Origin of the sequence: Pseudomonas sp. DP-17 (assembly GCF_022380625.1) — a bacterium.
Classification (GTDB): Bacteria; Pseudomonadota; Gammaproteobacteria; order Pseudomonadales; family Pseudomonadaceae; genus Pseudomonas; species Pseudomonas nitroreducens_A.
In genome coordinates this window covers 485,558-497,732 of sequence record NZ_JAKSXG010000004.1, presented here as the reverse complement: position 1 = coordinate 497,732, position 12,175 = coordinate 485,558, and the positions used below count along the sequence as shown (strand labels likewise).

The window sequence follows — 12,175 nt, the reverse complement described above, 5'->3', positions numbered from 1 at the left end:
TCCTCAGGCAGTCTTGCGCAGTTGCGGGCGGGCGAACAGCGGCGCGGCGCGCTCGGCGGCCAGCTGGATGCGCGCGCGCAGGGTGTCGCTGGTGATCTGGTAGTTGGCGAAGTCCCCTTCGCTGGCGTACACGCCGATGGGTAGCGTGATCGACTGGAAGAAGCTGAACAGCGGGCGCAGCTGGTGGTCGAGAACCAGCGCGTGGCGCTCGCTGCCGCCGGTGGCGGCGAGCAGCACCGGGGTGTCGATCAGGGCGTTCATGTCCACCAGGTCGAACAGGTGCTTGAGCAGGCCCGGATAGGAGCCGCGGTAGACCGGCGAGGCTACCACCAGCAGGTCGGCGGTCTCGATCTCGCGCAGCGTGGCTTCAAGCTCTGCGCAGAGCTCCTGGCGCGACAGTGCGGCGCCCAGCGGGCGGGCGATGTCGGCCAGTTCGATGAGCCGGGCTTCTACCGGAAGCCGTTCGGCGAGGGCGTCGAGCACGGCCTGGGTGAGCACCAGGGTGCGCGAGGGGCGATAGGTGCCGCCGGAGACGGCGACCACTCTGATGGGGCTGGTCATGGGTTTTCCCTGTTGACTGTTGCGCTAGGTACAGAGGCCTTGAGCAAGGGCCGTACCAACAGGGAAATGTATGATTTTCGGGCACTTCAGCCCGTTCTGGCGGATGCTCCGTGTCACCCAGGCAACAGCGCTGCTGATCGACTGTTGCCAGGGAAACACTCCGCCGTCAGTGCACGGCCAGCTCGCGCAAGCCGTGGGAGATATCCAACCCTTCGAGTTCGGCCACGTATTCGTCCGTGGTGAGCAGGCCGACACAGGGGGTCGCTCCGCGCTGACGCAGTTGCCCGGCGGCGAGCTTGCGCGCCAGCGCCACCGCCGCCATGCAGGGAATGTTCGGGCCGTGGTCTTGCTGCGCCAGCATCTCCCAGCACAATGCCAGCGGCTTGCCGTCGCCATCGACGCCCTGCAGGTGGACGAACATGCCACTGCGCCCGTCGCCCAAGGGCTCCATCGCCACGGCCATGCGGTGCAGGCCGGCGCCCAGGCGTGCCGCATCCTTCACCAGCCCGGCGCGCACCAGCCAGGAAAGGCCCCAGGTGCCGAACTGGGTGAGGCTCAGGCCAAGGCCCGCGGAGAAGCGCACGTCCTGCACGCCGGGATAACGCCGTGGGAAGAGGTCGAGGTCCGGCACGTCGCAGTGGGCCAGCCAGCGCGAGCCCAGCGGCGCGGGAAAACAATGGCGATTGAGCCCCTGCCAACCATGCACGTCCTGCCAGCGGCCCTGGCGCCACTGGCGCAGCGGCTTGCCGCAGTAGCCCAGCACCGCGGATACCGTGGCCTGCCCGGGAATCTTCGCCGACGAGCTGATGCCGTGGTGGATGCTGTCCAGGCGCTGGAAACGTGGCAACAGGTCGTCGATCACCGAGGCCGCCAGGGCGGGCACCGAACTGGCGCCACTGCACACCAGCACCCCGGCGCTGCGCGCAGCACGGTCGAGTTCGTGGATGCCGCAGACGAACTGGCGGGCATCGGCCAGGTCGACGTAATGCGCGCGGGCACCGATGGCGGCGCGGGCGACGCGGTAGTCCTGGCCCTGGAACGGTCCGGCAGTGGAAATCACCAGGTCGACCTTCAGTTCATTGAGGCGACCGGCCAGCGTCGGCTGGTTCATGTCCAGGCACACCGCCTCGCCGCCCACCTGCGCGGCCAGTTCATTGGCGCGGCGCTGGTCGCGCCCGCCCACCAGCACGCGGATGCCGTCGATGTCGCTCAGGCGGCGCACGATCAGGCTGCCGAAGTTGCCGTAACCGCCCAACACCAGCACGCGAAATGTCCGTTCCATTGCCACTGAACCTGTTACTCCCTGACTGCTGGCGGCGCCAGCTCCTTCAACCCGGCTTTGCACCGCCGTGGCGGGGCAGATTGTCCTCCAGCGGCCACCAACCGGCACGGGAGTCGACGTAGTAATGTGCTTCGAGCTTTGTCCGCACCGGCTCGTCGAGGGTTCCCGCACGCACCCGCAAAGTTTTCGGCAGCGCATCGCGGGCGCTGTAGATTGGCGAGCCACAGAGGCGGCAGAACACCCGTAGTTTTTCCGGCGTCGCGCGATACCCGGCCAGTTCCGACTCGCCGCTGAGCAGGCGGAACGCCGCGCGGTCCACCGGGAGGTTGGTGGCGAACGGCCCGCCCTGCGCCTTGCGGCACTGGCTGCAATGGCAGACCTGGATGGGCGCCAGCTCGCCGCTGATTTCGTAGCGCACCGCACCGCACAGACAACCGCCCCTATGCATGACCCGCCCTTCCGTCCACGTTCACGAAGCGAGGGAGTCTAGATCAGCCTTGCCGGCGTGCACCACCGTGCGCAGGAGCCACTGTCTTTTCCCCCGGGGAAACCCGCTCCACACTCTCCCTCATCCCAGCCCTGTCCCAACGGCAGAGTGAGCCGAGCGTGCCAGCCCCGTAGGCACGACCATCTCGTCAGGCTTCACTCTCCCACCCCAGCGGATAGAGCAGTTCTTCCTTGTAGCCGGCCCACACCCGCACCGCCGCGGGAAAGCTCGCGTCCAGCTCGGCGTCACCGCTGTCCACCAGCAGCGGCCGGCCTTCGAGGGTGGCAAGCTTGCGTTTGGTGGCGATCACCCGCAGCCGCTCGATACCGATGGCGCGCAGCACGCGCGGGCTGATCTGCTGGTTGCCGCGCCCGAGTATGTGCCCCTGCCCGCCGATGGCGGTCACCAGCAGGAAGGCGGAATGCCCGTCCACCAGCTCGAACAGCTGCGTTTCGGTGACGTCGCGGGCAATCACTTCGCCGTTCTCGATCACGTCGACGCCCAGCAGCGTGGTCTCCAGTTGCAGGTCGGCGGCCAGCCCGTGCAGCGTCGAGCCGGGACCGAAGACGTAGCGCACATCGTCCTCCCAGCTGTCCTCCAGCCAGGCGGCGAGGTCGGCCAGCACCAGTTCCTCGGTCTCCATGCCGGCCTGCTTCACGTGCTGCATGAAGTGGCCTTCCTCGGGCACCGTCAGCTCGGCATACCAGCGCGCGGCGACGCGCCCCTCGCGCAGCGCGGCCTCGTCGAGGTCGCGCACTTCGCCCTGGGTCAGGCGCACCAGCCCGCCATCCACGAGGCGCCGCGCCAGTTCCCCGGCGGCGCGCGGGCTGATGGCGTAGACCCCGGAATGGATCTTCACCCCGGCGGGAATGCCCAGCACCGGCTGGCCTTCGCGGGCGACCTCGGCCACGTCGCGTGCGGTGCCGTCGCCGCCGGCGAAGAGGATCAGCGCCACACCGGCCTCCTGCAGCGCCTGCACGGCGTGACGGGTATCAGCCGCGCTGCTCTGCGCCTGCTCCAGGGCACCCACCAGGCGATGGGCAAAGCCTATGTCCGCCAGCAGGTCGGCGCCCATCGGGCCGGGGAAGGTGAGGAACTCCAGGCGCTCGCGCACCGGCAGCAGGTGCTCCAGGGCTACACGCGTGCGCTCTGCCGCCCGTGGTTCGGCGCCACGCGCCAGAGCCAGCTCGACGACGCCGTCACTGCCCTTGAGCGCGGTCGGGCCGCCGATACCGGCCAGCGGATTGATGATCAGCCCTATGCGAATCCTGTCCATACTCAACCTCAAGGGAAACTTCTTCGAACTACCGGCGCAAGGCCGGGTCGGACCAGGGAAACGGCAACTCCACGAACTATAACGACAAGCAGGTGACTGGGGACCTCGTGATTGGCACGCAATCTGCGAGGCAACCTGTCGTCTGTCTTCGGTGACGATTCTCCGGCGCTGCCCTGGGCAGCCTCTGTCACCGGGCTTTCATCTGATCTGCCTAGACTGCAACGCACCTGATGTAGAGGAGATTGGCCATGAGCCTGCAAACCCAACGTGAAACCACTCCCCGTCCCACCCCGCGTCATCCGCAGCAGCCGGTCGGCGGTTCGATCATCGATGCCCAGGGCCGCGAAGTGCCCATCACCGAAGACATGATCCAGCGCGCCTGCCAGGAGCTGGACAAGACCTGCGAGCCACCGCGCCGCTGAGCAGGCGCGTCCGCCCTATTCCCCGACCCGGTTGGCGCCCAGCGCGGTCAGCAGGCTTTCCAGGCGCGGCGAATCGCCCTGGATGTCCACCCACAACCCGGTGATCTCCCGGCGCGGCGGGTAGTGCTTGCGCAGCGCGTCGAAGGCCGCCCGCCGAGTCTGGGTGTCCCCCTGCAGGCTGCGGCGAAAATTGGCGTCGTCGCTGCGCGGGTCGTAGACCGCGCGGCAGAGCATCGCCAGCGCCCAGTCCGGGTCGCATTCTTCCTTCAGGCTCAACTCGGCCAGCCATTGCGCGGGCAACAGGTCGTCGAGGACGACGGCCGGCTCGCAGCGCTGCCAGGCGCAGAATGCCTCGTAGATCTGCGCGGTGCCGCGCAGCTTGCCATCCAGGCTGTAGCCGGCGATGTGCGGAGTGGCGATGCGGCAGTGTTGCGCCAGCTGCACGTTCACTTCCGGCTCGCCCTCCCAGACATCCAGCGCCACGTCGATATCGGCGCCGGACTCCAGGTGGATGCGCAGCGCCGTGTTGTCGATCACCCCACCCCGGCTGGCGTTGATCAGCCAGGTGCCCGGGCGCAGCGTCGTGAGGCGAGCGGCGTCGATCAGGTGGCGCGTCGGGTTTTCGCCGTCGCGGGTCAGCGGCGTGTGCAGGCTGATCACGTCGCACTCGCGCAGCACTTCCTCCAGACTGCGGAAGTCGCCACCTTCGGCGGCGGCGCGCGGCGGGTCGCAGACACGCACATCCCAGCCCAGCCCACGCAGCACATCCACCAGGCGACCACCCACCTGCCCCGCGCCGATCACGCCATAGCGGCGTTCGGCAAGCCTGGCGCCATGCACTTCGGCCAGGGCCAGCAGGCTGCCCAGCACCCAGTCCACCACGCCGCGGGCGTTGCAACCCGGCGCGCTGGACCAGGCGATACCGGCCTCGGCGAAGTAATCGAGGTCCAGGTGATCAGTGCCGATGGTGCAGGTGCCGACGAACTTCACCTGGCTACCCTCGAGCAGCTCGCGGCTGACATCGGTCACCGAGCGAACCAGCAGGACTTCGGCGTCGCCCAGGGCGGCACGGTCGATGCCGCGGCCGGGCAGGCGACGGATGTCGCCATGGGCCCCGAAGAAGGCTTCGACCAGGGGAATATTTTCATCGGCAAGGATACGCATGGGCAGGCTCCAGAAATCGGCACCGGCTACTTTACCAGCGCTGCTGCGCGCGGTCCCGCACAGCCATGTAGGGCGCATAACCTGGCGCGTTATGCGCCCTACGTCAGCGCCGATCCTTCAGCCCTGCGTGCGGTCGCGCGCAGCGCAGGCAGGACTTCCTGACTGGCCCGTCAGCCCTTAAACTGGCCGGCTTCCTGCCAATTTCCATCGCCAAGGATAGCCGTGACCAGCCTCGCCCAGCCCGTCTCCCGTGGACGGCGCACCGCCACCGAACTCAAGGAGCTGCTGACCCTCGCAGCGCCCATCATGATCGCCCAGTTGGCGACCACCGCCATGGGCTTCGTCGATGCGGTGATGGCCGGCAGCGTGGGGCCGCGCGACCTGGCCGCGGTGGCGCTGGGCAATTCGATCTGGATTCCGGTCTTCCTGCTGATGACCGGCACCCTGCTCGCCACCACCGCCAAGGTGGCCCAGCGCTATGGCGCGGGCGACCAGGCCGGCACCGGCCCGCTGGTGCGCCAGGCGCTGTGGCTGGCGTTGCTGGTCGGCCCGCTGGCGGGGGCGACGCTATGGCTGCTGTCCGAGCCGATCCTGCGGGCGATGAAGGTCGAGGAAGCCCTGATCGAGCCCAGCTGCTTCTACCTGCGCGGCATCGCCTGCGGCCTGCCGGCGGTGGCGCTGTACCACGTGCTGCGCTGCTTCAGCGACGGCCTGGGGCGCACCCGGCCGAGCATGGTGCTGGGCATCTGCGGGCTGATGCTGAACATCCCGATCAACTACGTGCTGATCTACGGCCACCTCGGCTTCCCGGCCCTGGGCGGCCCCGGCTGCGGCTGGGCCACCGGCTCGGTGATGTGGTTCATGCTGCTGGGCATGCTGGTCTGGGTGAACGGGGCCAAGGTCTACAAGCCGAGCCAACTGTTCAGCCATTGGGAACTGCCGCAGCCCAAGGTAATCGGCAGCCTGGTGGCGGTCGGCCTGCCGATCGGCATCGCGGTGTTCGCCGAGTCCAGCATCTTCTCGGTGATCGCCCTGCTGATCGGCGAACTCGGCGAAAAGGTCGTGGCGGGCCACCAGGTGGCGCTGAACTTCAGCGCGCTGGTGTTCATGATTCCCTACTCGCTGGCCATGGCCGTGACCGTGCGCGTGGGGCAGTCCCTGGGCGCCGGCGCACCGCGCGATGCGCGCTTCGCCGCGGGCGTGGGCATGGGAGCGGCGCTGGCGTACGCCTGCGTTTCCGCCAGTGGCATGTTCCTGATGCGCGAACACATCGCCGGGCTCTATACCCAGGACCCAGAGGTCCTGGCGCTGGCCGCTACTCTGCTGGTGTTCTCGGCGCTGTTCCAGTTCTCCGACGCCGTACAGGTCACCGCCGCCGGTGCACTGCGCGGATACCAGGACACCCGCGCGACCATGATCATGACGCTGTTCGCCTACTGGGGCATCGGCCTGCCGGTGGGCTACAGCCTGGGCCTCGCCCACTGGCTGCAGGAACCCACCGGCCCGCGCGGCCTGTGGGAAGGCCTGATCGTCGGCCTGACCTGCGCGGCGGTGATGCTGTGCATCCGCCTGTCGCGCAGCGCCAGGCGGCAGATCGTGCTGAAGGAAATGCGCACAGCGGGATAACGAACGTCCCATGACGCAAAAAGCCGCCCGAGGGCGGCTTTTACTTGGGGAAATCCTGCAGGAAAAGCAACGGGTAGGATGGGTGGAGCGCAGCGATACCCACCAATTTCGTGCACGGACTGCATGGGTATCGCTTCGCTCCACCCATCCTGCGAACAGCCTCTTTCGCGCTCAGTCGGTGACCAGCGCCGGCTTCGGCCGGCTGCTCAGCGTAGTGCCCACAGAGGCGACGATGATGGCGCCGATGGCGATCCACTGGTGCGACGTCAGTTGCTCGCCGAGGAACACCAGGCCGGACAGCGCGCCGAACGCCGGCTCGATGCTCATCAGGGTGCCGAAGGTGCGCGCCGGCAGACGGGTCAGGGCGACCATCTCGAGGGTATAGGGCAAGGCGCTGGAGAGGATCGCCACTCCCAGCAGCGCGGGGAACAGGCTGACATCCAGCAGCGCCGTGCCGCTGTGGGCGAAGCCGATGGGTGCCATGCAGACGGCGGCGATGGTGATGCCCAGCGCCGCGCCCTGCGCGCCCAGGTCACTGCCGGCGCGCTGGCCGAAGATGATGTACAGCCCCCAGCACACGCCCGCCCCCAGCGCCAGCGCGGCGCCCTTGGGATCGATACCGGCGCCGAAGTCGGCAATCGGCAGCAACAGCCCCAGGCCAACCACGGCCAGGGCGATCCAGAGGAAGTCCAGCGGCTTGCGCGAATAGAACAGCGCCACCGCCAGCGGCCCGGTGAACTCCAGCGCCACGGCGACGCCCAGCGGAATGCTCTGCAGCGCCATGTAGAACATCAGGTTCATCAGGCCCAGGTTGAGGCCATAGATGAACAGCGGCTTGAGCGGTTTGCCGCGCAACGAAGTGCGCCACGGACGCAGGATCGCCAACAGGATGATCGCGGCGAAGATAAGCCGCATGGAGGTGACACCCTCCGCGCCGAGGACCGGGAACAGGCTTTTGGCCACGGAAGCGCCGGTCTGGATCGAAGCCATCGAGACGATCAGGATGGCGATGGGGAAGACAGTAGAAAGAAAGCGGGAGCGAGGCATGATGCGGACCTGATCAGGCGTTGCAACGATGGGGAAATCTTGATTGACTGTTATGCGCAACATAATGCGCAAAAAGGCCAGAATGAGCAATATACTGCCCACATCTTCCGACCGCCCCAGCGTGCTGGTGCACGTTGCCGATAACGTGAAGACCCACCGCCGCGACGCCGGCCTCAGCCAGGACGCCCTGGCGAAGGCCTCGGGCGTCAGCCGGCGGATGCTGGTTGGCATCGAAGGCGGCGACACCAACGTCAGCCTCGCCACCCTTGACCGTATCGCCGCGGCCTTGAAAGTCACCTTTGCCGACCTGGTGCGGCCGCCGTCCACCGGCGGCCTGACCCGCGTCGACGCCGTCGCCTGGGGCGGCAGGCAGCCCGACAGCCGGGGCACCCTCCTCGCCAGCACCCCTGCTTCGCGCCAGGCCGAACTCTGGCACTGGACACTCGCCCCTGGCGACACCTACAACGCCGAGCCCGACGCCGAGGGCTGGTACGACATGGCCTACGTGATCGAAGGCCGGTTGACCATCGTCCTCGCCGAGGAGACGGTGGAGGTCGAGGCCGGTGGCTTCCATGTGTTCAAGAGCAACCAGCCGTTTTCCTACCAGAACCATGGGGATGTGCTGGTGCGGTTTGTTCGCAACGTCGTGAACTGAATCCTGCTGAAAGACGCGCCTGTCGGCGCTGATCGCAGGCGTGGCACGTCCTAAAGGTCGACTCAGGCGTTTGCCGTTGTGTAGGAGCGGACTCCGTCCGCGATGGGCTTCCCGCCACTCCAGGCCATCAAGGCGCTGGGCGAGATCATCGCGGACGGAGTCCGCTCCTACGAAAGCGAGCATTCCGCTGCCGCGGCTTTGGCTTTGGCTTTGGCTTTTAAAACTTCCAGAGAAACGTCCGCCCGCGCCGAATGCCCCGTTCAACGAGGGAATTTTTCGCCTAAGCGAAAAGCCGGATGTCCGGGGCAAGACCTTTGGTTACTTTGGGCGGGGCGGCCATCCGTCGTTTGCCAAAGTAACTCGCCCGAGGGGGCGAAACCGAAGACATCAGCACGCTCCAGAGCGACGCAGAAACACCCAACCCCAACACAAGAAAGGCCCGCACTAAGCGGGCCTTTTCATTCATATCGAGCGTCAGCTGCTTTGCGGCATCTCACCCCGCGCCAGGCGCGCATTGATATCGGCAATCACCGCCGGCAGATCGACAATGGTGTCGATCAGATAATGCGGACGCGCCCCCTCGAACATCTGCCCGATGCGGCGGCGCTCCTGCTCCAGCTTCTCCGCCGGCAGCGCCTTGTACTGGTCATAGGTCAGGCCCAGCGCGTTGCCCGAGCAGGTCAGCGCCACGGTCCACATGCCGGCGCTGCGGCCTTCGAGGATGCCCGGCCAGGTGTCGTCGACCTTCACGCAGGCCGCTACGTCGTTGATGCCCAGGGCGATCACGTTGGCCAGCGCCTGCGCCGGATGCGGACGACCGTTGGGCACTTCATCGGTGGCGACCACGTGGTCGGCGACGTAGCCGTTGGTCTTGGCCAGGGCGACGACCTTCTCCATCACCACCGCTGGGTAGCCGGAGCAGGAGCCGATCTTCAGCCCCTGTCTGCGCAGTGTGGCTATGGCGTCCAGCGCGCCGGGAATCAGCGCCGAATGCTCGGCGATCTTCTCGATCTGCAGCGGCATGAAACGCTCGTAGATGGCGGTGACGTCGTCGTCGCTCGGCACGCGGCCGAACCTGGCCTTGTAGCGCTCGGCGATGGCCGGGATGTCGCACAGGGTGCGGATGTGGTCCCACTTGCCCATGCCCATCGGGCCACGGGCTTCTTCCAGGCTGACCTGCACGCCGAACTCGGCGAAGGCCTCGACGAAGATCTGGGTCGGCGCGAAGGAGCCGAAGTCGACCACGGTGCCGGCCCAGTCGAGGATGACGGCTTGCAGTTGCTGGGGTTGCTGGTAATTCATGGCGTTCAATCCTGTGAGAATTCGGGCGGGCGTCAGATTTCGAAGACTTCCATTTCCTTCAGCGTCTCGGCGACGGCCGCGACGGCGGCGCGCATGCCGCTGGCGTCGACCTGGCCGATGCAACCGACGCGGAAGGTTTCCACCTGGGTCAGCTTGCCCGGGTAGAGGATGAAGCCCTTCTCGCGCACCCGGTTGTAGAACTCGGTAAAGCTGTAACGGGCGTCGCGCGGGGCATGGAAGGTGACGATGATCGGCGCCTGGATCTCGGCCGGCAGGAAGCTGCGGAACCCGAGCCCGGCCATCTCCGCCAGCAGAGTCTGGCAATTGTTTGCGTAGCGCTGATGACGGGCGGCGAGACCGCCCTCCTCCTCGTACTGGCTCAGCGCTTCGTGCAGCGCGGCCACCACGTGGGTCGGCGGGGTGAAGCGCCACTGGCCGGTCTTGGCCATGTAGGCGTGCTGGTCCTGCAGGTCCATGGACAACGAGTGGCAGTTGCCGGCACTGGCGTTAAGGGCGGTGCTGCGGGCGAAGACGAAGCCCATGCCCGGCACACCTTCCAGGCATTTGCCGGACGCGGCGATCAGCGCATCGAAGGGAATCTGCCGGGCGTCGATGTCCAGCGCGCCGAAGGAGCTCATGGCATCGATGATCAGCCGCTTGCCGTGGGACTCGATGACCTTGGCGATGTCGCCCAGCGGGTTGAGGATGCCGGTGCTGGTTTCACAGTGGATCAGCGCGACATGGGTGACACTCGGGTCCGCGCTGAGCAGGCGGTCGACGTCGGCCGCGGTGGTCGGCACGTCTTCTTCGGTTTCAAAGGTGCTGAATTCGCGGCCGATCACCTGGCAGATCTTCGCCAGGCGCTTGCCATAGGCGCCGTTGATCAGCACCAGCACCTTGCCGTCACGCGGCACCAGGGTGCCGATGGCGGCCTCGACGGAGAAGGTGCCGCTGCCCTGCAGGGGCACGCAGGTGTGGGTCGCCTCGCCGTGGATGATCGCCAGCAGGCGCTTGCAGACATCGGCGGTCAGGTCGTTGAAGTCGCGGTCCCACGACCCCCAGTCGACCATCATGGCGCGGCGGGTGCGGGGGGACGTGGTCAGCGGACCGGGAGTCAGCAGGATGGGGGCTCGCTCGGCAGTGCTCATGCTCGATTCCTCTGTGTTGGGAACGTCGTCAGGGCTGAATTCGGTTGGGCCGGCGGGTTCGCGGCGGCCTGGGCATAACTTGCCGGCCGGGTAGATATCGTTCAAATTGTTTATCACGATGCACCACATAAGCCGGACATATACCTCATGAACCTTTTCCAGCTCCGCGCCTTCGACGCCGTCGCCCGCGAACGCAGCTTCACCCGCGCCGCCGAGCGCCTGTTCATCAGCCAGCCGGCGGTGACCGGGCATGTGAAGGCGCTGGAGGAGCACTACCAGGTCAACCTGTTCCGCCGCACTGCGCGTGGTGTAGAGCTGACAGAAGATGGCGTACGCCTTTCGGCCATTAGTCGCACGCTGTTCGCCCTGGAAGAGGAAGCCGAGGCCATGCTCGACGCCAGCCGCGAACTGGTGGCCGGACGCATCGAGGTCGCTGCCGACGGCCCGCACCTGGTGATGCCGATGCTCGCCCGGCTGCGCGCACGCTACCCCGGTATCACCGTCAACCTGCGCCTGGGCAACGCCCAGGAAACCCTCGCCGCGCTGATGGACGAGCACGTCGATATCGCCGTGCTGACCGAGGTGGAGCCGCGCGCCGGGCTGTTCCTGCGCGAACTGGTGGAGTCGCGCATCTGCGCCCTGGTGCCGGCCAGCCATGCCTGGAGCGGGCACGCTGGCGAGCTGCCGCTGGGCGAGCTGGACCAGCAGATCATGGTGCTGCGCGAGCCCGATTCGATTACCCGCCGGACCTTCGATGCAGCCTGCTCAACGGCCTCGGTGGAGCCCCGCGTGCTGCTGGAACTGGACAGTCGCGAGGCGGTCACCGAAGCGGTGGCGGCGGAGCTGGGAATCGGCATCGTGTCATCACTGGAGGTCAGCCCGGACCCGCGGGTGAAGGCGATTCCGCTGAGCGGCGATGGGCTGCTCAACCGCCACGCCATCGGCTGCCTGGAACGGCGCCGGGGGTTGCGGGTGGTGAGTGCGTTCCTGGAGTTGGCGGAGGGTTGAACCTGATAAGCCAACACCTCTTCCGGCTAACGCCAGCGCAGCCGCGCCTGCCGAGCGGTCCCCTCTCCCGCTTGCGGGGGAGGGTTAGGGAGGGGGAAAGGAGTCAAGCACTCTAGCGGAGCTGCGGGGAAGCATCGGCCCCTCTCCCCAGCCCTCTCCCTGAAGGGAGAGGGGGTATCCGTGCAGCTTGATGCCGC

Annotated in this window: 12 protein-coding genes; 4 read left to right on the top strand and 8 right to left on the bottom strand. The window is 67.2% G+C overall.

Annotated elements, in window-relative coordinates; genetic code table 11:
* Positions 1-3: 3 nt before the first annotated feature.
* The 4 genes from msuE to MJ122_RS11580 all read right to left on the bottom strand — a co-directional run bounded on the left by msuE (position 4) and on the right by MJ122_RS11580 (position 3,606).
* Positions 4-561: an FMN reductase gene (gene msuE / locus MJ122_RS11595; RefSeq protein ID WP_239744252.1), complete on the bottom strand. Its 558-nt coding sequence runs from the start codon at positions 559-561 to the stop codon at positions 4-6.
* A 166-nt stretch (positions 562-727) separates the two neighbouring features.
* Positions 728-1,843 (bottom strand): saccharopine dehydrogenase NADP-binding domain-containing protein, encoded by a 1,116-nt coding sequence (locus MJ122_RS11590; protein ID WP_239744251.1) that lies wholly within the window; start codon positions 1,841-1,843, stop codon positions 728-730.
* A gap of 46 nt (positions 1,844-1,889) precedes the next feature.
* Complete coding sequence (locus tag MJ122_RS11585; RefSeq protein ID WP_239744250.1) at positions 1,890-2,291, bottom strand: GFA family protein; 402 nt, start codon at positions 2,289-2,291, stop codon at positions 1,890-1,892.
* Between the two features lie 187 nt (positions 2,292-2,478).
* Complete coding sequence (locus MJ122_RS11580) at positions 2,479-3,606, bottom strand: ATP-NAD kinase family protein (RefSeq protein WP_239744249.1); 1,128 nt, start codon at positions 3,604-3,606, stop codon at positions 2,479-2,481.
* Between the two features lie 248 nt (positions 3,607-3,854).
* Between MJ122_RS11580 and MJ122_RS11575 the strand changes: the two genes are divergently transcribed.
* Entirely contained in the window at positions 3,855-4,028 is a 174-nt protein-coding gene (locus MJ122_RS11575; protein WP_017518640.1) for a PA1571 family protein, read from the top strand.
* Positions 4,029-4,043: 15 nt separating this feature from the next.
* Here MJ122_RS11575 and pdxB read toward each other — a convergent pair whose 3' ends face one another.
* Positions 4,044-5,192, bottom strand: a complete 1,149-nt coding sequence (pdxB, locus tag MJ122_RS11570) for a 4-phosphoerythronate dehydrogenase PdxB (protein WP_239744248.1) — start codon at positions 5,190-5,192, stop codon at positions 4,044-4,046.
* 222 nt (positions 5,193-5,414) lie between these two features.
* Between pdxB and MJ122_RS11565 the strand changes: the two genes are divergently transcribed.
* On the top strand, positions 5,415-6,818 hold the full coding sequence (locus MJ122_RS11565) for an MATE family efflux transporter (RefSeq protein WP_239744247.1): 1,404 nt from the start codon (positions 5,415-5,417) through the stop codon (positions 6,816-6,818).
* Between the two features lie 171 nt (positions 6,819-6,989).
* Here MJ122_RS11565 and rhtA read toward each other — a convergent pair whose 3' ends face one another.
* The gene (gene rhtA, locus MJ122_RS11560) at positions 6,990-7,865 is read right to left on the bottom strand and encodes a threonine/homoserine exporter RhtA (RefSeq protein ID WP_239744246.1); all 876 of its coding nucleotides are present in this window, start codon (positions 7,863-7,865) and stop codon (positions 6,990-6,992) included.
* A gap of 82 nt (positions 7,866-7,947) precedes the next feature.
* Between rhtA and MJ122_RS11555 the strand changes: the two genes are divergently transcribed.
* Complete coding sequence (locus MJ122_RS11555) at positions 7,948-8,520, top strand: XRE family transcriptional regulator (RefSeq protein ID WP_239744245.1); 573 nt, start codon at positions 7,948-7,950, stop codon at positions 8,518-8,520.
* A gap of 474 nt (positions 8,521-8,994) precedes the next feature.
* Here MJ122_RS11555 and phnX read toward each other — a convergent pair whose 3' ends face one another.
* Together phnX and MJ122_RS11545 are read right to left on the bottom strand one after the other, a co-directional pair.
* Positions 8,995-9,822 carry a phosphonoacetaldehyde hydrolase gene (phnX, locus tag MJ122_RS11550; RefSeq protein ID WP_239744244.1) on the bottom strand — a complete coding sequence of 276 codons (828 nt, stop codon included), beginning with the start codon at positions 9,820-9,822 and terminating at the stop codon, positions 8,995-8,997.
* Positions 9,823-9,854: 32 nt separating this feature from the next.
* Positions 9,855-10,970 (bottom strand): 2-aminoethylphosphonate--pyruvate transaminase, encoded by a 1,116-nt coding sequence (locus MJ122_RS11545; protein ID WP_239744243.1) that lies wholly within the window; start codon positions 10,968-10,970, stop codon positions 9,855-9,857.
* Between the two features lie 147 nt (positions 10,971-11,117).
* Between MJ122_RS11545 and MJ122_RS11540 the strand changes: the two genes are divergently transcribed.
* Entirely contained in the window at positions 11,118-11,978 is an 861-nt protein-coding gene (locus MJ122_RS11540) for a LysR substrate-binding domain-containing protein (RefSeq protein WP_239744242.1), read from the top strand.
* Positions 11,979-12,175: the final 197 nt, after the last annotated feature.